Source organism: Saccharospirillum alexandrii (genome assembly GCF_043641555.1).
In the GTDB taxonomy this organism is placed as follows: domain Bacteria; phylum Pseudomonadota; class Gammaproteobacteria; order Pseudomonadales; family Natronospirillaceae; genus Saccharospirillum; species Saccharospirillum alexandrii_A.
Genome location: NZ_JBHZRJ010000001.1, coordinates 860,479 through 880,232 on the forward strand (window position 1 = coordinate 860,479; position 19,754 = coordinate 880,232).

Consider the following 19,754-nt stretch of genomic DNA (forward strand, 5'->3'; position numbering starts at 1 on the left):
GATTATACGCCCAGGTAGCGGTCTTTGAGGTCGTCAGTCAGGGCGTCGGGTTCGCCGGCCCAGACGGTCTGGCCTTTTTCCAGAATCAGGCAGTGGCTGGCCAGTGGCAGCACTTCTTTCAGGGTTTTGTCGACCAGCAGAATCGACAGCCCTTCCTCTTTCAGCGTGCGGATGGCGCGCCAGATTTCCTGACGGATTACCGGGGCCAGGCCTTCGGTGGCTTCGTCGAGCACTAACAGTTTGGGGTTGGTCATCAACGCCCGGCCAATGGCCAGCATCTGCTGTTCGCCGCCGGAGAGGGTGTTGGCGCTCTGGTCGCGCCGTTCGGCCAGACGCGGAAACAGGGCTTCCACCTTGGTTTGATCCCAATGGCCTTGGCGGGCCGTGGCCAGTAGGTTTTCGCGCACAGAAAGGTTGGTGAAGCAGCGTCGGCCTTCCGGCACCAGGCCTAGCCCCATCTGCGCAATGCGAAAACCCTGGGCCCGGGTGATGTCCTTCCCGTCGAATTCGATCGAGCCGGCCGAGGGTGGAGTGAGCCCAAATACCGAGCGAATGGTCGTGGTCTTGCCCATGCCGTTGCGGCCCATCAACGCCACCAATTCACCGGCGGCAATCGAAAGATCAACACCAAACAGGGCCTGGGACGGGCCATAGAAGGTCTCGAGGTTATGCACTTTCAGCATGGTCGTCTCCCAGATAGGCTTCGCGAACGTTCGGATCGTTGCGGATGGTGTCACTGTCGCCGTGTGCGATAACCTCACCGGCCACCAGTACTGAAATTCGATCGGCCAGGCGGAAAACCGCATCCATATCGTGCTCGATCAGCAAGATGGGCACCTGGTGCTTGAGCGTTTCGAGCAGGGTGGTCAGCTTGGCTGTGCCTTCCGGACCAAGCCCTGCCATGGGTTCGTCCAGCAACAGAACTTTGGGCTTCAGCGCCAGAGCACAGGCTACTTCAACCTGGCGGCGCTCACCGTGAGACAGCTCGGCCACCGGCGTATCGGCGCGGTGGCCAAGGTCCATCTGCGCCAGTACCGCATCGGCAGGCTCGCGCAAGCTGGCATCACTGTTTACCGGTTTCCAGAAACGGAAACTGCTGCCCTGCAGGGCTTGCACGGCCATCATGACATTGCGCCGTACGCTCAGGCTTTCGGCCAGTGACGACACCTGGAAGCTGCGGCCCAGCCCCTGGCGAGCGCGCTCCGCGACCGACAGGGCATCGAGTGATTGTCCGTCGAGCCAGAGGGTGCCGGAATCGGGTGGCAGGGTACCGGCGATTTGGGCAATCAGGGTCGATTTACCGGCCCCGTTCGGGCCGATCAGCGCATGAATTTCACGCGGCATCACGTTGATGGAGACGTCTTTGGTCGCGTGCAGGGCGCCAAAGCGTTTGTTCAGGTTCTGAATGCTGAGGACGGCCTTATTCATGACGCGACCTCCCGGCCAGCAGACCAAACACGCCACCGCGCGCGAACAGCACGACGGCCAGCAACACCAGCCCGAGGAAGAACTGCCAGTATTCGGTTAAACCGCCGAGCCAGAATTCCATGGCAACAAACAACATGGCACCCGCTACCGGGCCATAGAGCCGGCCGACGCCGCCAAGAATAACGATGACCATGATTTCCCCGGAGCGATGCCAGTCGAGCATGGAGGTTCCAACAAAGCCGTTCAGGTCGGCAAAGAGTGCCCCGGCCAGGCCGGTGATCATACCGCTGATAACAAAGGCCACCAGTTTGACCGGACGGGGTTCAACCCCCGAGGTTGCCAGCCGGACGGGGTTCAGACGCGCCATGGTCAGGGCCGCACCGAAGCGCGAGCCAAGCAGGCGATGGCAGAACGACAGAGCCGCGAGCAGTAACCCGAAGCACAGAAAAAAGAAGACCAGGCTGTTGTTGGTATTCAGCCCCCAGATCTGGTTGCGAATGTAAATCGGCAGACCATCTTCACCGCCATAGGTCGGCCAGGAAATGGCGAAATAGTAGATCATCTGGGCAAAGGCCAGGGTGATCATGATGAAGTAAACGCCGGAAGTGCCCAGCGAAAGTCGGCCAATGCCATAGGCCAGCAGGCCGCACAGGGCAATGGCGGTTAACCAGAGCGGAATCAGCTGGTCGCTGCCGTTGGGCAGAAACGGAATGCCAAGCGCCGGGGTCATGTCGAACGCATGAAAAGCGCCGATGCCCGCGACATAGCCACCGAGGCCAAAGTAGGCAGCGTGCCCAAAGCTGACCATGCCACCAAAGCCCAATGCCAGGTTCAGGCCAACACCGGCCAGCGCGATGATGACCATGCGCGAGGCCAGGTTCACGAAAAAGTTCTCGCCGGCGAGGTAAGCGACCGAGGCGCCGACGGCCAGAATCAATAATAGGCTAAGGCTGATCCAGCCTTCCCGGTCGAGCCGGAAACGGGCCGGTTGTGCCGGGCCTGTTGCGGTAAGGGAATGCGATTGCGTCATAACCGGCCTTCTCAGTGTTTGACGGCAAAAAGGCCGTTGGGTTTAAAGATGAGGATGATCGCCATCAGGATGTAGATCAGCATTGAGGCAATGGCCGCCCCAACGCCGGAAGCGGCTGAAGCTTCCATAAAGAGTTTGAATAAATCCGGCAGTAAAACCCGGCCCAGGGTATCCACCACGCCAACCAGCAAAGCCCCGACAAGGGCACCCTTGATAGAGCCAATGCCACCGATGACGATCACCACAAAGGCCAGAATTAACACGGGCTCACCCATGCCAACCTGAACCGACTGCAGCGCGCCGATGGTGGCACCGGCGAGGCCAGCGAGACCGGCGCCCAACGCAAACACCAGGGTGTACAGCGTGCTGATGTCCACGCCGAGCGCACCGATCATTTCGCGGTCGTTCTCACCAGCGCGGATGCGCATGCCCAGGCGGGTGCGGCTAATCAGCAGATACAGGCCAATGGCAATCAGCACACCCATGCCAATGATGGCGAGCCGGTACAGCGGATACTCGACGCCAAAGGGCAATGTTACAGACCCCGCCAGGCTATCCGGCACATTTAGCCACAGGGGCGATGAACCGTACAGCCAGCGGGTGCCTTCGGAAAAAATAAGGATCAGCGCGAAGGTGGCGAGCACCTGGTCGAGATGATCCCGATGGTAGAGCCGTCGGATCACGGCAAATTCGACCAGTGCACCCACGGCCGCAGCCGCCAGCGTACCGGCCAGCAAACCCACCCAGAAATTCCCGGTGGTGCCGGTTACCCAGGCCGTTACAAAGGCACCGGTCATGTAAAACGACCCGTGGGCCAGGTTGATCAGCCCCATGACGCCGAACACCAGCGTCAGGCCACTGGCCATCAAAAACAGCATAGTGCCCAGCTGCAGGCCATTGAGCAGTTGTTCAAAGAGTAACGACAGGGTCACACCGGAGTCCTCGTAAGCATTAGCAGGTTATTGAAATTCGGAGAATTTCGGTGGCCTGCCTTTTTCAACAACCTATTAGCAGGGGGAGCGGGCTCCCCCGGTCAATCACATGCTGCACTGATCGACGTAAACGTCTTGCATGTCTTCAACGGCCACACCGACCAGCTGGTTGGTTACGCCGTCGCCGCTGGCCACGATCTCACGGACGTAGATGTCCTGAATCGGATGGTGGTTGGCGCCGAAGCGGAAGTCGCCGCGAACGGAGTCGAAATCGGCTGCACGCAGGGCTTCGCGGAAGGCATCTGCGTCATCCGGGTGGGCGTCGTCGAGGGCGGCGAGAATCAGGCGGGCGGTATCGTAACCCTGAGAGGCATACAAAGTCGGGGTGCGACCGTGTTTTTCCCGGAATGACGATACAAAGGCCTGGTTGGCAGCGTTGTCGAGGTCATACGCCCACTGGGACGTGTTGCGTACGCCAATCGCAGCGTCACCAATTGCGCCGATGATGATTTCATCGAAGGAGAAGGCCGGGCCGTAGACCGGAATGTCGACACCGGAACCGGCATACTGCTTCATAAAGGCGATACCCATGCCTCCTGGAAGGAAGTAGAACACGCTGTCGGCACCGCTGGCGCGAATCTGCGCGATTTCAGCGGCGTAGTCGGTTTGCCCCAGCTGGGTGTAGACTTCGTTGGCCACTTCGCCGGTATAACGCGCTTTGAAGCCTTCGAGTGCATCGGTACCGGCCGGGTAGTTGGGAGCCAGAATAAAGGCGTTTTCAAAGCCTTCGGTGCTCATGTATTCGCCCATGGCTTCGTGCAGGCTGTTGTTCTGCCAGGCGACGTTGAAGTAATTTTCATGGCACAACCGACCGGCCAGATCAGACGGGCCCGCGTTCACCGACAAGTAAAAAGTACCCTGGCGCACAACGCTGGGTACCACGGCCATGGCCAGGTTCGACCAGATAATCCCGGTCATGATGTCGACCTCTTCGCGCTGCACGAATTCATCAGCCAGGCTTTTGGCGACATCCGGTTTCTGGGCGTCGTCCTGAATCAGCACTTCAACATCGTCCCGCCCGGCCTGTTCAATGGCCAGCATAAACCCATCCCGTGCATCGACACCCAGGTGCGCGCCGCCGCCGGACAGTGTAGTAATCATCCCAATCTTAACGTTTTCAGCCTGCGTCGGTGCCGCAATGGCGGTAGCCATCAACAGTCCCAAACCTGCATTCATTACCTTCTTCATGGTCACACCTCCTGGTGTTTTTCTCGTTATTGTTTGACTCTACTTCTGATTCTCAGGTTGCTATATTTTTGTGCCAGTTGTTCGCAACGGCCGCCGGGTGTGGCACTGGCGGGTCGCTGCAAGTACATCCATGTAAGCTCGGCGGCTCCCATCCGTGGGAGCCGACGCCCCGCCAGTGCCATACCCGACAGCCGATGCTTGGGCTGTTGGTTGCTTTGGCAAGGTAAAAACCTCTTGCCTATGTGGGCGTGCTGTCCACCTAATAATGTAAAGGCTTTTACGGCCCCACTAAACACTTGTTTTGCTCAGGATCCACTCACGGCACCCTGAGTTGGAAATTCGCCATTGAATAACCTGTGATATTGCCTGGACTGTTGGGTACGCCTATTGAAGGCCGTGAGATCGCAGGGATGCGATCTACGAGCCTCCATGGATGGATCTACGGCGTGCCTTCAATAGGCGTACCCAACAGTCCTCTGCCACCCAATCATAAACAACCACAGCCTCCAATTGACCGAGCGAATTTTTAACTCAGGCCTTCAGGAAACCTCCTCCTTCAACCGGAACCGCTGTACTTTGCCTGTTGCAGTTTTTGGCAATTGCTCAATGAATTTGATTGAGCGCGGGTATTTATAGGGGGCGATCTGGCTTTTCACATAATCCTGCAGGCGCTGGATGCAGTCGTCGTCGGCGACCAGGCCCTCGGCCAGTACGATGTGGGCCTGGACGATCTGGCCGCGTTCTTTATCGGGCGTGCCGATGACCGCGCATTCGAGGACGTCCGGATGGCCAAGCAGGCAGGCTTCGACTTCGGGGCCGGCGATGTTGTAGCCGGAACTGATGATCATGTCGTCGGTGCGGGCGGCGAAGTGGAAGTAACCGTCTTCGTCCTGGCTGAAGGCATCGCCGGTGAGATTCCAGCCGTCGCGTACGTAGTTGAGCTGGCGGGCATCGTTCATATAGCGGCAGCCTGTTGGCCCGCGCACGGCAAGTTTGCCGACAGTGCCCCGGGGCACTTCGTTCATCTCGTCATCGACGATTTTTGCCTCGTAACCGGGCACCGGGGTACCTGTGCAGGCGGGCCGGGCGTCATCGAGCCGGTTGGAGATGAAGATGTGCAGCATTTCTGTGGCGCCGATGCCGTCGAGCATGGGTTTGCCGGTTTTTTGTTGCCATTCTTCGAAGACCGGGGCGGGCAGGGTTTCACCAGCGGAGACTGCCGCGCGCAAGCTCGATAAATCTGCACCTTCATCCATCGCTTTTAGCATGACACGGTAGGCCGTTGGGGCGGTGAAGGAAATGGTCGCTTTGTAGCGCTGAATAATGTCGATCATGTTGGGTGGCGAGGCGGTTTCCAGCAGGGTGGCGGTGGCGCCAAAACGCAGTGGGAAAATGGCCAGGCCGCCGAGGCCGAAGGTGAACGCCAGTGGTGGTGAGCCGACGAAGACGTCGTCTGGTGTGACCTGCAGAACTTCTTTGGCGTAGGTATCGGCGACGGCCAGCAGGTCGCGGTGGTAGTGCATGGTGGCCTTGGGTGAGCCGGTGGTGCCGGAGGTGAAACCGAGTAGGGCGACGTCGTCTGCGCGAGTCGGGGCGGCGTCGAAATGCACCGGTTTTTCCAGGGCAGCGTGGTCGAGTTCGGCGTCGTGATTGGCGGTGCCGTCGAAGCCAATAACAGATTTTAGGAATTTGCTGTCAGCGGCGCAGCGTTTTATTTCGTCGAGTAGGCGGGTGTCGCAGAGGGCGTGACTGATCTCAGCCTTGTCGACAATTTTGGCCAGTTCACCAGCGCGCAACATGGGCATGGTGTTAACGGCAACAGCGCCGACTTTGGTAACGGCAAGCCAACAGGCGACAAACGCCGGGTTGTTGGCCGAGCGAATGAGGACGCGGTTGCCGGGCTGGATCCCGAAGTCGTCGACCAGGGCATGAGCCAGGCGGTTGGTCCAGTCCGTCAATTCTTTGTAGGTGCGGCGACGTCCATTACCGATAAGGGCGGTGCGGTCGCCCAGGCCCTGGTCGACCAGGCGGTCGGTGAGTTCGACGCCGGCGTTTAATTGCTCGGGGTAAGGCACACTGTCGAGCAGGAACACCGGTTGCTGATCGGCCGGCGGCAGGTGATCGCGACAGTAGGTATCGGTGTGTGCTGACGGTACTGACATAGTTGCCTCTCTTGTTATTGTTGTTAGTCGAAATCTGCAGCTCTGTTTGGCTGTGTGGCAGTGGCCGCAGCGTCTGCTCAGCGATCTCGATTATTTTTGCTAGCCTGAACTCAACGCGCTACGTGCTATCACAATTTTTTGTACATCCGACGCGCCTTCATAAATTCTCAGCGCACGGATTTCCCGATACAGACTTTCGACAATGTGGCCTTTACGCACGCCGTCGCCACCGTGTAATTGCACGGCTTTGTCGATAACCGATTGCGCCCGGTCAGTGGCATAGAGCTTGGCCATGGCGGCTTCGCGGCTGACACGGGCGGCACCCTGGTCTTTGGTCCATGCGGCGCGGTACACCAACAAGGCGGCGGCGTCGACATCTAGTGCCATCTCGGCGATGTGGCCCTGTACCATTTGCAGGTCGGCGAGCGGGCCACCAAACAGTTCTCGGTTTTGACAACGGCTCAGGGTTTCATCAAGCGCGCGGCGTGCAAAACCGAGGGCGGCGGCGCCTACGGTGGAGCGGAAGACATCCAGTACCGACATGGCGATTTTGAAGCCCTGGCCAGATTCGCCGATGCGATTGGTGGCTGGAATGCGGACGTTTTTAAAACCAATGCGAGCCAGCGGATGCGGGCTCATGGTGTGCAGGCGATCGCGAATGTCGAACCCGGCCCGGTCGGCTTCGACCAGGAAGACCGATAGCCCTTTGGCGCCCGGGGCATCGCCGGTGCGTGCGAAGACGGTGTACAAGTCGGCGATGCCGCCGTTGGAAATCCAGGTTTTTTCGCCGTTGAGAATGTAGTCGTCACCGTCGCGGATGGCCTCGGTGGTGATGTTGGCGACATCGGAACCGGAAGCCGGTTCCGTCAATGCGAAGGCGGAAATGGTGTCGCCGGCACGGGTTTTCTCGAGCCATTTTTTTTGCTCGTCGGTGCCGAACAGGCTGATGGCACCGGTGCCGAGGCCTTGCATGGCGAAAGCAAAGTCGGCTAAACCATGATGGCGGGCGAGGGTTTCGCGGGCCAGGCACAGGGTGCGTACGTCGATGGCGTCGCCGGCTGTCGGTTGCAGAAAACCGGCTTTGCCGAGCGCGCGAACGAGGTTGATGCACTCGGCATCGGTGTCGGTTTCATTGCTGTGCTTGCTCAGGTTGTCGTTGCACCAGGCGTCGAGTTCCTCGGCCCATTCGCGGTGGCGGTCTTCAAAAAACGGCCAGGTGAGAAAGCTGGTATCGCTCATCAGTCGCCTCCAAAAACAGGTTTTTCTTTGGCGACGAAGGCTTTGTAGGCGCGTTCGAAGTCTCGCGTTTGCATACAGATTGCCTGCGCCTGAGCTTCAGATTCGATGGCCTGGTCGAGGCTCATTGACCATTCCTGGTTGAGCTGGGTTTTGGTGATGCCGTGCGCGAAGGTTGGGCCTTCGCAGAGTGTTTGGGCATAAGCTATGGCTTCGGCTTGAATCTGGTCGGCCTCGACCAGGCGGTTATAGAAGCCCCAGTTATGGCCTTCTTCGGCGCTCATGCTTCGACCGCTATACAGTAGGTCAGCGGCGCGGCCCTGACCGATGATGCGCGGCAGCATGGCGCAGGCGCCCATGTCGCAGCCGGCGAGACCGACTTTGGTGAACAGGAAGGCAGTTTTTGAATCCGGTGTGGCAAAGCGAATGTCTGAGGCCATGGCGATGATGGCACCGGCACCGACGCAGATGCCTTCGACGGCGGCGATGATGGGTTTGTTGCAATGGATCATCGCTTTGACCAGATCGCCGGTCATGCGGGTAAAGGCGAGCAGGTCTTTCATGTCCATGCCGACCAGCGGCGCGATGATGTCGTGTACGTCGCCACCGGAACTGAAGTTGCCGCCGTTGGCCGCAAACACCACTGCATGAATGTCGTCGGCGTACGCGAGGTCGCGAAAGGTGTCGCGCAGTTCGGCGTAGCTTTCAAAGGTGAGCGGGTTTTTGCGTTCGGGCCGGTTCAGTTGAATGATGGCGACCGGGCCTTCCGTGCGCCAGAGAAAATGCTTGGGTGCGTGGTTGGCCATCTTCATGGGGTATCTCCCTGAGTAGTCGGTTCGGGGCTGCCCGGTTCCGGCCCGGCTTCGGTGGGTAGGTGGGCGAACAGTTCATTCATGTGGTGCGTTTCCTGGCTCGACAGTGAGCTGAACAATTCATCGACCCAGTATTCGTGCGCCTGGGCCATCTGATGAAATTGTTCGGAGCCGGTTCTGGTCAGCAGTACCCGTGTTGCTCTGCGGTCGCCTTCGATGGCGATGCGTTCCACCCAGCCATCTTCAACCAGGCGGCTTATGATGCCGGTGACGTTCCCGTTCGAGACTTTTAATTGTTGCGACAGTTCGTTCATTTTCAGTCCGTTCGGGTGACGCGACAGAGCGGCCATCACATCAAAGCGAGGCAGGGTGGTGTTGAACTGAAGGCGCAGCCGTTCACGCAATTCGGATTCGACTCTGCGGGTGGTGCGCAACAGGCGCAGCCAGAGCCGCAAGTGCTCTTTGCTGGTGAGATGCCGGTTTGGGGCGATGCTAGCTGGTTCGCTCATTACAGCTCCCCTCCGGCAATGGCGATAGCCTGGCCCGTAATAGCCTGGGCGGCGGGGCTGGCAAGCCACAACGCGGTCGCCGAGACATCCGATGGTTGAATCAAGCGCCCCTGGGGATTGGTGGCGGTCAGTTGGGCCCGGGCTTCTGAATCGCTAAGCCCGGTTTTAGCGCTGATGTTGGCCAGGCTTTCATCGAGCAATGGGGTTTCGGTGAACCCAGGGCACAGAGCATTGACGGTGATGCCCTGTTTGGCGGTTTCCAGGGCCAGCGCGCGAACGAGCCCGATTACGCCGTGCTTGGCTGCACAGTAGGGCGCAACATAGGGGTAACCTTTTAGGCCGGCGGTTGACGCAACGGCTAATAACCGGCCACCGTCAGCCAGTTTGGTCAGCCCGCCTTGCAGCGTTAAAAAAACCCCGGTCAGATTCACATTGAGCATGCGTTGCCAGTCTTCGAGGCTGGTTTTGCGCAAGGGAGCACTGCTGGCGGCACCGGCATTGGCGATGACAATGTCCAGTGAATCGATATCACTGAACAGAGCGTTGACCGAGGCTGGGTCAGTTACATCGGCGACCCGGTATTCTATTCCGGAATGCGCCGCAGTAACCTGCTGAAGTTTGGACTCGGTGCGCCCGGCGATGATCACCCTCGCGCCGGCATTGGCGAAGGCTTGCGCGAGGTCAGCACCGATGCCGCTCCCGCCGCCGGTGATCAGAACCTTTTTGTCAGCGAAGCTGTTGTCCTTCGAAACTGATGGCATGGGTTAAATCAGTCCTTCATCGCGTTCAGCCAGACGCAGCAGTTGATCGCGCCCCGCATAGTAAGGTTTGGGCCAGTTCTGGTGGTCGTTGCCGATTTTGGCAGCGGCGTGCAGGGTCCAGTAGGGGTCGGCCAGGTGCGGCCGTGCCAGGCAGACCAGATCGGCGCGGCCAGCCATTAAGATGGAATTCACATGGTCCGGGTCGTAGATGTTGCCGACGGCCATGGTGGGTATTTTCAGATCGTTGCGAATGCGATCGGCAAACGGGGTCTGGAACATGCGGCCGTAAACAGGCTGCGCTTGCACCGAGGTCTGACCCGCAGACACATCGATCAGGTCAACACCGACGGCCTTGAATCGTGCTGCGATTTCGACGGCTTCATCGGGTGTAATGCCCTCATCGCCGACCCAGTCGTGGGCTGAAATTCGCACCGACAGCGGTTTGTCTTCAGGCCAGGCTTCGCGCACCGCCTTTACCACTTCGAGCGGATAGCGCATTCGGTTATCCAGACTGCCGCCGTATTCGTCGGTGCGGTGATTGGTCAGCGGGGTAATGAAGCCCGAGAGCAAATAGCCGTGTGCGGCGTGCACTTCGAGCATGTCGAAGCCCGCTTCTTCAGCCAAGTGGGCAGCCTTCACAAAGGCGTCCCGAACTGTATCCATATCGGCGCGGTCCATGGCTTTGGGCAATGCGTTGTTCGGTGACCAGGGCAGCGCCGTGGCGGCCATGATGGGCCAGTTGCCTTCTTTAAGCGGCGCATCCATGGTTTCCCAGCCGAGTTGGGTTGAGCCCTTGGCGCCGGAATGGCCCAGTTGCATGCAGAGTTTGGCGTCGGTTTCCGCATGCACAAAATCGGTCAGGCGTTTCCAGGCCGTGACTTGCTCGGCGCTATAGAGGCAGGGGCATCCGGGCGTGATTCGGCCTTCCGGGGTAACGCAGGTCATTTCGGTGTACACCAGCCCCGCCCCGCCCTTGGCGCGCTCGGCATAATGCACGAAGTGCCAGTCGGTCGGGCAGCCATCGACGGCCTTGTATTGCGCCATTGGTGAAACGACCACCCGATTTTTCAGTGTCATGCCGCGTACTTTGTAAGGTGCGAACATGGGTGCCTGATCAGTGTCGGCTCCGGCCTGTTGCTGGTACCAGCGCTCGGCCGATTGCAACCAGGCCGGGTCGCGCAGGCGTAAGTTCTCGTGGCTAATGCGTTGCGAACGAGTCAGCAGGGCGTAGTTGAATTGGACCGGATCCAGATCCAGGTAGCGTTCTACCTGTTCAAACCATTCGGTGGAATTACGTGCTGCTGATTGCAGGCGTAACACCTGCAGTCGTCGCTCTGCTTCGTAGCGTTCGAAGGCGGCACTGAGCGTTGGTTCGGATTCAACATAGTCGGCCAGGGCAATGGCGGATTCCAACGCTAGCTTGGTTCCGGAACCGATGGAAAAATGCGCGGTGGCCGAGGCGTCGCCCATCAGTACCACGTTCTTGTGGCTCCAGCGTTCGCACAGTACCCGCGGGAAATTGATCCAGGCTGAGCCGCGAATGTGGCGGGCGTTGGTCATCAGCGCATGGCCGTCGAGATGATCTGCGAAGATACGTTCGCAGACGGCGATTGATTCGTCCTGGTTCATTGACCCGAACCCGAAGGCGTTCCAGGTTGCTTCTGAGCATTCAACGATGAAGGTCGCGGTGTCGTTATCGAATTGATAGGCGTGCGCCCAGACCCAGCCGTGCTCGGTTTTCTCGAAGATGAAGGTAAAGGCATCGTTGAATTTCTGATGGGTGCCGAGCCAGACAAACTTGCAGGCACGAACGTCGATATCGGGTTTGAAAATGTGCTCGAAGTGCTGACGTACCTTGGAGTTGATGCCATCGGCCGCGACTACCAGGTCGAAGTCACTGACAAAGGTGTCGATGTCTTCAAAAGGCGTTTCGAAGTGCAGGGTGATCCCGAGTTCCCGGGCGCGCTCCTGCAGCAGAATCAGTAATTGCATGCGGCCAATGCCGCAAAAACCATGACCGGTCGAGGTGGTGCGCACGCCGTTGTGAACAACGGCAATGTCATCCCAGTAGGCGAAGTGCTCGCGAATGCGTTCGGCGCTAACCGGGTCGTTCTGCGACAGGTTGTCGAGGGTTTCGTCAGACAGTACGACCCCCCAGCCGAAGGTGTCGTCGGCCTTGTTGCGCTCAAACACCTGGATGTCATGGTCCGGATTACGCAACTTGGCGCTGATGGCAAAATACAGACCCGCAGGTCCACCGCCGAGGCAAGCTATTTTCATTGTTTTAACCTTTGCTACTGTGGCAGGCAGATTCAAGTTGTTCGGACCAATGTAGACTCCCCTGAAAAGTATTTCAAGCCTAAACGTTTATACTTGAAGAATATTGTTAGTAAGCGCTTTAATGGCGTCCAAAAGGCGTTCGGGGGTATCCTGAAGCCCTTATTGAAATTCAGGAGGCTCTGAACAATTCACGCTAGGCTCCCGCAGAGCCCCGCGTGAATTGTTCAGAGCCTCCTCAACCCGGAGTCATCATGCTGTACCGTCACTTTGAAACTCAGGAGGCCATTGATCTGGCCTACGACCCCTCGAAAACGGCCGATGGGGCTGCCGCTATGGCGCGTTACAACGCTATGAGCGCGGCCACGGTGGCTGATTTGAAGGTTCATGCTGATCTGCGCTTTGGCCAGAGCCTGGCGGAAACGCTGGATCTGTTTCCTGCCAAAACTCCGGGCGCCCCGTTGCATGTGTTCTTTCATGGGGGCTACTGGCGTTCGTTGAGCAACAAGGAGTTCGCCTTTGCCGCGCGCGGGCTAGTAGAGACCGGCGTCAGTGTGGCGGTGGTCAACTATGCCCTGTGTCCTTCGGTGACCTTGGGCGAACTGGTGCGTCAGTGTCAGGTTTCCCTGCTTTGGCTGGCCGATCATGCGGCAGACTATGGCTATGACCCGGAACGCATTACAGTGTCCGGTCATTCGGCAGGCGGGCATATTGTCGGTATGTTACTGTCGACCGACTGGCAGGGGCTTTACGGCCGCTCGCCTGACTTGATTAAAGGCGCTACGGCTATTAGTGGGTTATTTGATCTTGCGCCTTTTCCCTATTCCTGGCTGCAGCCCAAGCTGCAACTGACGGGGAGGGATGTGATGACGCTGAGCCCGGTTCGTATTGAGCCAAGGGTAGCTTGCCCGGTGAATCTGGTAGTGGGAGCCCTGGAGTCGGATGAGTTTCACCGTCAGTCGAAGGCGTATCAGGCTCATCTTTTGGCGACTGACGCGCAGCAAGGCGTTGCCGTGGAGTCTGTCGTCGGCTGTGATCACTTTACCGTTATTGACGGATTGAATGACGGATCAGGCCAGGTATTTGACGCCATTATGCGCCACATAGCATGATTACGGGTTAGGCCGCCGGTTTTTTCAGCCATGAGTACATAATCTGCATAAATACGACCTCAGGCCGGGTGTGGGGGTTGAAATTACGGTACGGTATCTGTTCGGTGAATCCCTAGAGAGTGAATGCGTTATATGAATCTGAAGATTATTCTGCCGTTACTGATTGTAGTGGTTGCTGTCGGTGCCGGTTACGGCTATATGCAATTCCAGGGGTCAACGGAAATAGATCTCGATGTTGTTCGTATCGGCGTTGATGTGCCATACCCGCCCTACGAGTTCCGTGATGATAACGGCGAACTCACCGGGTTTGAGATTGATTTAGGCAATGCCACTTGTCGCCGGTTGAACATTCAATGCGAATGGGTCGTCACCCCTTGGGATGGCATCATCGATGGCTTGCTGGCTGGCAACTACGACACCATCATGTCGTCGATGTCGATTAACAGCGAACGCAAAGTGCGGGTCGACTTTTCCGACCCGTATTACTCGACCCCGTCGGTTTTGTTTACCCACAGCGCTAGCGGCATCAGCTCCGACAGCAAGAACGCGCTGCAAGAGCGCCGGATTGGCGTCATTGCAAACACCATTCAGCACGAATACCTAATGGAAACGTACGGCGATGTAGCCTCAATTCGTACCTACGAGACCAACGAAGAGGTCAATACGGCCTTGCGCAGTCAGGAAGTGGATGCCGTGTTTCACGACTACCCCCACTGGGAAAGCGAGTTCATGATTGGCGGTAACTTCCCGATTCTGGGTAAGGCACGCCAGTTGGGTGAAGGTGTTGGCATGGCGTTCCGGCCCGAAGACGATAACCTCAGACGTCTGTTCAACCAGGGGTTGGACTCGGTAAAAAGCGATGGGACTTACAACCGCATCCGTAAAGATTACCTTTTCTTCGACGTGATGGTCGACTGACGTGACCCTTTGCCCGGACTCTGGCGGCCAATAGAGCCAGAAACCGGGCGCTCAGACTCCCTCAGTTTGGGGGCGAGACGCGCAGAATGCGGCCGCTGTCGGTCGACAGATACAGATGGCCCCGGTTGTCTTCGGCAACCGCCCGAATGCGTTCGCCCAGGTCTTCAAGCAAGCGGTCTTCCTCGCCAATCTCACCCTGGGCATTTACTGCGATGTGATTCAGGTGCGTTAGCACCAGTGCACCGGCAAATAAGTGGCCTTGCCAGTCAGGAAAGGCGTCGCCCCGATACACCAGAAGGCTTCCGGGTGCGATGGACGGCACATAGACTTTTACCGGGTCGACGTAGCCGGGCAGCGACTCTGCTTCGCCCACATCGACCGGGCCCCAGTACTCCCGGCCATGAGAAACCACAGGCCAGCCATAGTTCTCGCCCGCCTCAATCACGTTGATTTCATCACCCCCGCGCGGACCATGCTCAATCTCCCAGAGCCGATGTCGCTCGAGATCATAGGCCAGACCCTGAGGGTTCCGATGGCCCAGACTCCAGATTTCATCGGGAATATTGGCGTCGTCAACAAAGGGATTGTCATCCGGCACCCGGCCATCCAGATGTAGCCGCATGATGGATGAGGCATGGTTGCTGAAATCCTGCCCATTGTCCCTATCACCCCGGTCGCCCACACCAAAGTAGACGTAGCCCTCGTGGTCAAAGGTGACCCGGCTGCCGAAATGCTGGCCGGCGTTTGAAGCAGAATCGGTTACCAGCAGGTCTTCCCAGCCCGTTAGCTGGTCACTGTTTTCTGATAATACAGCCCGAGCCAGCGTCGTGGCTGCACCGCCGTCGACTGCCTTGCTGTAGGTAAAGTACAGCGTCCGGTCTGACCCGAATGAGGGGCTGGTTTGCACGTCGAGCAGACCACCCTGGCCGCGGGTGGCGATATCGCCGGGCAGACCGCTGAGTTCTGAGCTTTCGCCGGATTCAGTATTCAGCAGCCAGAGCTGCCCTGCGCGGCCGGTAATGACCATTTTAGTATCGGAAATAAACGCCATACCCCAGGGCGTGCCGAAGCCACTGGCGACTGCTTCAACCTGGTACTCGTGGCCCAGGCTGGAGCCCTCAGACAACGGTTCGGCCAGAATGGAGGAGGGCAGTAAGAGTAGACCCGATAGCAAAAGCATCGCTGATCGAGTCGTTGTGCTGGGTCGGCTCGCTCTGTTCATCGTTAGACTCCTGATGGTATTTCCAATTTTTCTGAATTTGGGATGTGGCTGTTAGCTAAGCACCGAGTGACGTCTGCCGGGCAGGCATCTCCGGGGAAATCCGAGGCATGGATGCCGAAGTCTAGGCCCCAAGGACGGGTTTACGCCGACCCCGGAGGTGCCTGCCCGGCAGATGGCACGGATTACTGCACCCAATTAGACTCGGCCACTAAATTCTACGCAATCTGACTGTAGGCGGTTTCAGGGTATACTGCGCGGATGAATCGATTATTGATCCTGTTGATCCTTTTTGGCAGCCAGATTGGCCTGTCGGATTTCCTGTTATTGCCTGTGTATGCGGCACGGTATGGGGAGCTGACCTTTCTGGCGCTTTACGCCATCTTTAAACTGGTGATCGTGCTGCCGCTGCTTCATGCAGAGCTCGTGGCCGGGCGTCATTACCGTATTACGCCCTTTGAATGGGTGCAAACGGGTCGGCTGGGCCCGCTGGCACCGGTGGTGTTGAGTGCGCTGGTGCTGGCCGTTATCTGCGTCGTAGCGCTGACATTGCACAACGCCAGTTGGACACTCGCCATCACCAGCGACGCCCTGCGCGGTGGCTTGACCGACTTCGACGGGCTCGACCGCATACTGTACTGGTATGAACTGGGGGCCGACCAGGTGCACCTGTCGCGCTGGATCGTGCTGCAAGTGGGTATTCTCGCCGTGCTGGCCTGGTTTGCCTGGTATGGAATGGCCTTCGCATACGCCGTCGCGTTACCGCTGTGCCTGTTGTTCATCATTCTGCAAATTCCCCAATCCGGCGCCCTGCTCGATGCCTGGAGCTGGGGAGAAGTGACCGCCGAAGGCGTGCAGCAGGCACTGAAATACGCCCTGTTGTCATCGGTTGCCGGCTTTCTGGTTTGGTATCTGGTCGGTACCCGGCTGCCACAAAGCCTGCCCACCGGTTACTGGGTGCTTTCGGTGCAGTTATTTGATTTGTGGCTCGGTTTATCGATTGTCTCGGCTGTTTTTCCGGGCCTTACCATTATTCCCGCTTCCAGTGGCGATGCTGGCCTGGTGCTGCAAGGGTTGGTTGAACAAATCGCCAGAGGGGGTGACGGGGTCACCCAGTTACGGCTGTTCATGCTGGTGGCCGCCGTGATTGGCATGCTGAGCAGCGTACCGCTGTTGCTGCTGATCAGCCTGAGTGGCAGTGGTCAAACCCGGCGAGGTGGCCTGCTGCTGGCTTTGCTAGCGGCGGCCCTGCTGGCACTGGTGTTGATGGTGTCGGTGCAAGTCGAATCAGCGCTGACCTGGCGTGGCCAGCCGTTTTCCGAACTGCTCAGCGGCTTCAGTTATTCACTGGTGGTACCATTGGTGGCGCTGATGATTTCCTGGGGGGTAGGCTGGCACTTACCGCCCAACCAGGTGTTGAAACAAGTTAACCCCCGGGTTGGCGGGCGCTACCTGGCGTGGCGTGCCTCACTCAAATTTGTGATCCCGGCGGCGCTTGCGTTAACATTTACCCGCGATTCGCTGGGGTTGAGTGGTGCCAGCCTGTCCGAGATTCTCGGTGTTACCGCACTGCTGGCGGTACTGCTGCAGCTGGCCCGCTGGATCCGCCGCCAGGCTATTTACCCGCTGGATTGATCGGCTCAGGCGGGCCAATAATCTGGGTTGATGCCGCCTTACACACATTCACTTGCAGGTTTTCATGACCGACATTCACCGTTCTGCCCTGTTGCCGCATTCAGCGGAAACCCTCTATGACCTGATTAACGATGTCGCTTCCTATCCGGCGTTTCTCGACGGGGTGGTTGCTGCCGATGTCGTAGAGGCTTCAGAGCATCATATGGTCGGGCGAATGGTGGTGCGCAAGGCAGGCATCGAGCGGACGCTCATCACCCGGAACCGGTTGGAGCGGCCGCACCGCATTGAATTGAATCTGGAAGAAGGGCCGTTGAAGTCTCTGCACGGTGTCTGGACCATTAAGCCTCTGGGCGATGATGGGTGCCGGGTAACGCTGGATTTGAACTTTGAGACCGATGGCCGGCTGGCGGCCTTTGCCTTTGGGCAAATCTTCAGGCAGGTTGCAGACCGCATGGTGGACGCATTCGTGCGCCGGGCACAGCAACTCTACGGGTAAAGGCAAGTTTTTTGTATGGACATGATCAAAGTAGAAGTGGCCTACGCTACGCCGGAAAAACAGCGCATCATCGAGGTGGAGGTTCCGGTGGGCACCACGGTTGCCGAAGCCGTTCGTCAGAGCGGGATCGAGCGGGAGTTTCCGGAGCTATCGCTGGAAGGCATACCGATGGGGGTGTTTGGTCGAAAGGTACCCAAGCCAGATAGCGAAGAGCTGCATGCAGGAGACAGGGTAGAGCTGTATCGTCCGTTGCTGATCGACCCCAAGCAGGCCCGGTTAAACCGGGCCGCCAAAGCCAAACAGGATGCCGCTGGCGAGAACCTGTAGTCTGTGACCGTGCACTGGCGTCAGCTGCGGCTGATGCGTGCCACGCTGCTGCCTTCGAATTCCACGGTTACTGTGCGGTATTCACCCTCTTCATCCAGAATGGGGTACACCCAGCGGTTCTGGGGGTCTTCGCCCGTCAGCATGGGCGTGCCCAGCAGAAACTGTACCTGCTCGGTCGACATGCCTGGTGTAAGTTGCTGAAGCTGCTCTTCTTTAACAAAATTCCCTTGTTTGAGCTCTGGCTGATAAGGCGTTAGCAGGGTGCAAGCGCTCAGGGTAAGGCTCACCAGTGCGCTGCTGATAAGGGCGCGGGCAATTACCTTTGTTCTTTTCAGGTTCAAATCGTTATCATCCCATTCAATAGTTAAGACACAGTACAAATAACAGTACAAAAAGACGGTCAGCGGCATGGGTGCCAGCTGTTGAATGTTGCGCATGCGGCAGCGCCCGGCAGTGTATCACGCAAGATTACAGGAGACGACACAGTGACAACTCAAAACCAGGAACTGAAAAAAGTTGGCCTCAAAGTCACTTTGCCAAGGCTCAAAATCCTGCAAATGTTCGAAGGTAACCCCGACGGACACATGAGTGCCGAAGAGGTGTACAAAGCGCTTCAGGACAGCGGCGAAGATGTCGGGCTGGCAACCGTATACCGGGTGCTGACCCAGTTTGAATCGGCCGGGCTGGTGGCCAAGCACAATTTCGACGGTACCCACTCGGTTTATGAGCTGGCAAGCCCGGAACACCACGACCATATGGTCAATGTCGATAATGGCGAGGTGATTGAATTCGTCGACGACATTATTGAACGCCGCCAGCATGAAATTGCAAAAGAACATGGTCTTGAGCTTGTGGACCACAGCCTCATTCTGTACGTGCGCGCCAAAAAGGCCTGATACGCCCGTTTTAGTCCGGGTATAAAAGCCTGGAACCTGCCCGGGGCGTGAACCCGTTCCCGTTCCTGTGGCCGGTGCTGACGTATACTGCTGGTTCGATCGATCCAAAATGGAGTGGGTAGTATGTCGGCAGTTGGAAGTATTGTTTACCGGTTTGGAAAGCGCTCTGGTACCGGCCAGCCCCTGGCTGACCGCGTGACAGGTGCCAGAAAGGGCACCATCAGATTATCGCTGATATCGGGACTGGTCGCTTTGGGTGCTCTGTTCAGCGTCGCCCCCGCCGCCATGGCGGATGTCAGCGAAGGCGACAGCATGCCCGCATTCCGGCTGCCCACACTCGATGGCCGGGTGCTCGACAGCACTGCGCTGCAGGGGCGCGTCGTTTATATCGATTTCTGGGCGAGCTGGTGCACCACTTGCCGTAAATCCTTCCCGGAAATCAATGAATTGCATGAAGAACTGCGCGGCCAGGGTGTTGTGTTCATTGGTATCAACACCGACGAAGACGTAGCATTGGCAGAGCGCTTCCTGCAAGGGACCCCGGTCGACTTCCTGATCCTGTCGGATAAAGACCAGCAAGTAGTCAGCGAATTCCGTCCTCAGGGGTACCCAACGGCCTACGTTATTGATAAATCCGGTACCGTCCAGAAAGTAGAAGCCGGGTTTGCAGGTAAGGAAGAAACTCTGGCGTTTCTGCAGAGCCTGCTTTAACACTGTAGAAAACCCTCTCCCGTAGGACGGGTGAGGGTGCCGTTA

At 58.0% G+C, this 19,754-nt stretch carries 20 protein-coding genes; 7 read left to right on the forward strand and 13 right to left on the reverse strand.

The genetic code is table 11. The features are described 5' to 3' along the window. Window positions 1-2 precede the first annotated feature (2 nt). The 11 genes from ACHUE7_RS03725 to ACHUE7_RS03775 all read right to left on the reverse strand — a co-directional run bounded on the left by ACHUE7_RS03725 (window position 3) and on the right by ACHUE7_RS03775 (window position 12,398). Window positions 3-683: an ABC transporter ATP-binding protein gene (locus ACHUE7_RS03725; protein WP_394168797.1), complete on the reverse strand. Its 681-nt coding sequence runs from the start codon at window positions 681-683 to the stop codon at window positions 3-5. After that, window positions 667-1,428, reverse strand: a complete 762-nt coding sequence (locus tag ACHUE7_RS03730; protein ID WP_394168798.1) for an ABC transporter ATP-binding protein — start codon at window positions 1,426-1,428, stop codon at window positions 667-669. Before ACHUE7_RS03730 ends, ACHUE7_RS03725 begins: the two co-directional genes overlap by 17 nt. Further along, window positions 1,421-2,458 (reverse strand): branched-chain amino acid ABC transporter permease, encoded by a 1,038-nt coding sequence (locus ACHUE7_RS03735; protein ID WP_394168799.1) that lies wholly within the window; start codon window positions 2,456-2,458, stop codon window positions 1,421-1,423. Before ACHUE7_RS03735 ends, ACHUE7_RS03730 begins: the two co-directional genes overlap by 8 nt. An 11-nt stretch (window positions 2,459-2,469) precedes the next feature. Continuing rightward, window positions 2,470-3,390, reverse strand: coding sequence for a branched-chain amino acid ABC transporter permease (locus ACHUE7_RS03740; protein WP_394168800.1), 921 nt, complete (start codon window positions 3,388-3,390; stop codon window positions 2,470-2,472). A 105-nt stretch (window positions 3,391-3,495) separates the two neighbouring features. Then, window positions 3,496-4,638, reverse strand: coding sequence for an ABC transporter substrate-binding protein (locus ACHUE7_RS03745; protein WP_394168801.1), 1,143 nt, complete (start codon window positions 4,636-4,638; stop codon window positions 3,496-3,498). A 539-nt stretch (window positions 4,639-5,177) separates the two neighbouring features. Beyond that, a complete protein-coding gene (locus ACHUE7_RS03750; RefSeq protein WP_394168802.1) occupies window positions 5,178-6,800 on the reverse strand; it encodes a benzoate-CoA ligase family protein in 1,623 nt (540 codons plus the stop codon). Between the two features lie 99 nt (window positions 6,801-6,899). Next, a complete protein-coding gene (locus tag ACHUE7_RS03755; protein ID WP_394168803.1) occupies window positions 6,900-8,039 on the reverse strand; it encodes an acyl-CoA dehydrogenase family protein in 1,140 nt (379 codons plus the stop codon). Further along, the gene (locus ACHUE7_RS03760) at window positions 8,039-8,848 is read right to left on the reverse strand and encodes an enoyl-CoA hydratase family protein (protein ID WP_394168804.1); all 810 of its coding nucleotides are present in this window, start codon (window positions 8,846-8,848) and stop codon (window positions 8,039-8,041) included. Before ACHUE7_RS03760 ends, ACHUE7_RS03755 begins: the two co-directional genes overlap by 1 nt. Further along, window positions 8,845-9,357: a MarR family winged helix-turn-helix transcriptional regulator gene (locus tag ACHUE7_RS03765; RefSeq protein WP_394168805.1), complete on the reverse strand. Its 513-nt coding sequence runs from the start codon at window positions 9,355-9,357 to the stop codon at window positions 8,845-8,847. Before ACHUE7_RS03765 ends, ACHUE7_RS03760 begins: the two co-directional genes overlap by 4 nt. Next, window positions 9,357-10,118 carry an SDR family NAD(P)-dependent oxidoreductase gene (locus ACHUE7_RS03770; protein WP_394168806.1) on the reverse strand — a complete coding sequence of 254 codons (762 nt, stop codon included), beginning with the start codon at window positions 10,116-10,118 and terminating at the stop codon, window positions 9,357-9,359. Before ACHUE7_RS03770 ends, ACHUE7_RS03765 begins: the two co-directional genes overlap by 1 nt. 3 nt (window positions 10,119-10,121) lie before the next feature. After that, window positions 10,122-12,398 (reverse strand): bifunctional salicylyl-CoA 5-hydroxylase/oxidoreductase, encoded by a 2,277-nt coding sequence (locus ACHUE7_RS03775; protein WP_394168807.1) that lies wholly within the window; start codon window positions 12,396-12,398, stop codon window positions 10,122-10,124. A gap of 251 nt (window positions 12,399-12,649) precedes the next feature. Between ACHUE7_RS03775 and ACHUE7_RS03780 the strand changes: the two genes are divergently transcribed. Both ACHUE7_RS03780 and ACHUE7_RS03785 read left to right on the forward strand, forming a co-directional pair. Further along, window positions 12,650-13,507 (forward strand): alpha/beta hydrolase, encoded by an 858-nt coding sequence (locus tag ACHUE7_RS03780; protein ID WP_394168808.1) that lies wholly within the window; start codon window positions 12,650-12,652, stop codon window positions 13,505-13,507. Between the two features lie 132 nt (window positions 13,508-13,639). Continuing rightward, window positions 13,640-14,425 (forward strand): transporter substrate-binding domain-containing protein, encoded by a 786-nt coding sequence (locus ACHUE7_RS03785; protein ID WP_394168809.1) that lies wholly within the window; start codon window positions 13,640-13,642, stop codon window positions 14,423-14,425. A 61-nt stretch (window positions 14,426-14,486) separates the two neighbouring features. Here the strand turns inward: ACHUE7_RS03785 and ACHUE7_RS03790 are convergent, their stop codons facing one another. Beyond that, the gene (locus ACHUE7_RS03790) at window positions 14,487-15,647 is read right to left on the reverse strand and encodes a PQQ-dependent sugar dehydrogenase (RefSeq protein ID WP_394168810.1); all 1,161 of its coding nucleotides are present in this window, start codon (window positions 15,645-15,647) and stop codon (window positions 14,487-14,489) included. A gap of 258 nt (window positions 15,648-15,905) precedes the next feature. Between ACHUE7_RS03790 and ACHUE7_RS03795 the strand changes: the two genes are divergently transcribed. The 3 genes from ACHUE7_RS03795 to ACHUE7_RS03805 all read left to right on the forward strand — a co-directional run bounded on the left by ACHUE7_RS03795 (window position 15,906) and on the right by ACHUE7_RS03805 (window position 18,102). After that, entirely contained in the window at window positions 15,906-17,279 is a 1,374-nt protein-coding gene (locus ACHUE7_RS03795) for a hypothetical protein (protein ID WP_394168811.1), read from the forward strand. A gap of 64 nt (window positions 17,280-17,343) precedes the next feature. After that, window positions 17,344-17,775, forward strand: coding sequence for a type II toxin-antitoxin system RatA family toxin (locus ACHUE7_RS03800; protein WP_394168812.1), 432 nt, complete (start codon window positions 17,344-17,346; stop codon window positions 17,773-17,775). 15 nt (window positions 17,776-17,790) lie between these two features. Further along, window positions 17,791-18,102, forward strand: a complete 312-nt coding sequence (locus ACHUE7_RS03805) for an RnfH family protein (protein ID WP_394168813.1) — start codon at window positions 17,791-17,793, stop codon at window positions 18,100-18,102. Window positions 18,103-18,122: 20 nt separating this feature from the next. On the opposite strand, the gene ACHUE7_RS03810 is transcribed toward ACHUE7_RS03805, so the two are convergent. Beyond that, window positions 18,123-18,539: an outer membrane protein assembly factor BamE gene (locus tag ACHUE7_RS03810; protein WP_394168814.1), complete on the reverse strand. Its 417-nt coding sequence runs from the start codon at window positions 18,537-18,539 to the stop codon at window positions 18,123-18,125. A 48-nt stretch (window positions 18,540-18,587) separates the two neighbouring features. Here ACHUE7_RS03810 and fur point away from each other — a divergent pair, with 48 nt between their 5' ends. Both fur and ACHUE7_RS03820 read left to right on the forward strand, forming a co-directional pair. Beyond that, window positions 18,588-18,998 carry a ferric iron uptake transcriptional regulator gene (gene fur, locus ACHUE7_RS03815; RefSeq protein WP_127556598.1) on the forward strand — a complete coding sequence of 137 codons (411 nt, stop codon included), beginning with the start codon at window positions 18,588-18,590 and terminating at the stop codon, window positions 18,996-18,998. A 123-nt stretch (window positions 18,999-19,121) separates the two neighbouring features. Further along, the gene (locus ACHUE7_RS03820; protein WP_394168815.1) at window positions 19,122-19,709 is read left to right on the forward strand and encodes a TlpA family protein disulfide reductase; all 588 of its coding nucleotides are present in this window, start codon (window positions 19,122-19,124) and stop codon (window positions 19,707-19,709) included. Window positions 19,710-19,754: the final 45 nt, after the last annotated feature.

Excerpts from the sequence above, each read along its gene's own strand:
- ACHUE7_RS03725 (WP_394168797.1), bottom strand. The coding sequence starts at position 683 with ATGCTGAAAGTGCATAACCTCGAGACCTTCTATGGCCCGTCCCAGGCC.
- ACHUE7_RS03730 (WP_394168798.1), bottom strand. The coding sequence starts at position 1,428 with ATGAATAAGGCCGTCCTCAGCATTCAGAACCTGAACAAACGCTTTGGC.
- ACHUE7_RS03735 (WP_394168799.1), bottom strand. The coding sequence starts at position 2,458 with ATGACGCAATCGCATTCCCTTACCGCAACAGGCCCGGCACAACCGGCC.
- ACHUE7_RS03745 (WP_394168801.1), bottom strand. The coding sequence starts at position 4,638 with ATGAAGAAGGTAATGAATGCAGGTTTGGGACTGTTGATGGCTACCGCC.
- ACHUE7_RS03750 (WP_394168802.1), bottom strand. The coding sequence starts at position 6,800 with ATGTCAGTACCGTCAGCACACACCGATACCTACTGTCGCGATCACCTG.
- ACHUE7_RS03755 (WP_394168803.1), bottom strand. The coding sequence starts at position 8,039 with ATGAGCGATACCAGCTTTCTCACCTGGCCGTTTTTTGAAGACCGCCAC.
- ACHUE7_RS03760 (WP_394168804.1), bottom strand. The coding sequence starts at position 8,848 with ATGAAGATGGCCAACCACGCACCCAAGCATTTTCTCTGGCGCACGGAA.
- ACHUE7_RS03765 (WP_394168805.1), bottom strand. The coding sequence starts at position 9,357 with ATGAGCGAACCAGCTAGCATCGCCCCAAACCGGCATCTCACCAGCAAA.
- ACHUE7_RS03770 (WP_394168806.1), bottom strand. The coding sequence starts at position 10,118 with ATGCCATCAGTTTCGAAGGACAACAGCTTCGCTGACAAAAAGGTTCTG.
- ACHUE7_RS03775 (WP_394168807.1), bottom strand. The coding sequence starts at position 12,398 with ATGAAAATAGCTTGCCTCGGCGGTGGACCTGCGGGTCTGTATTTTGCC.
- ACHUE7_RS03780 (WP_394168808.1), top strand. The coding sequence starts at position 12,650 with ATGCTGTACCGTCACTTTGAAACTCAGGAGGCCATTGATCTGGCCTAC.
- ACHUE7_RS03785 (WP_394168809.1), top strand. The coding sequence starts at position 13,640 with ATGAATCTGAAGATTATTCTGCCGTTACTGATTGTAGTGGTTGCTGTC.
- ACHUE7_RS03790 (WP_394168810.1), bottom strand. The coding sequence starts at position 15,647 with ATGAACAGAGCGAGCCGACCCAGCACAACGACTCGATCAGCGATGCTT.
- ACHUE7_RS03795 (WP_394168811.1), top strand. The coding sequence starts at position 15,906 with ATGAATCGATTATTGATCCTGTTGATCCTTTTTGGCAGCCAGATTGGC.
- ACHUE7_RS03800 (WP_394168812.1), top strand. The coding sequence starts at position 17,344 with ATGACCGACATTCACCGTTCTGCCCTGTTGCCGCATTCAGCGGAAACC.
- ACHUE7_RS03805 (WP_394168813.1), top strand. The coding sequence starts at position 17,791 with ATGGACATGATCAAAGTAGAAGTGGCCTACGCTACGCCGGAAAAACAG.
- ACHUE7_RS03810 (WP_394168814.1), bottom strand. The coding sequence starts at position 18,539 with ATGCGCAACATTCAACAGCTGGCACCCATGCCGCTGACCGTCTTTTTG.
- ACHUE7_RS03820 (WP_394168815.1), top strand. The coding sequence starts at position 19,122 with ATGTCGGCAGTTGGAAGTATTGTTTACCGGTTTGGAAAGCGCTCTGGT.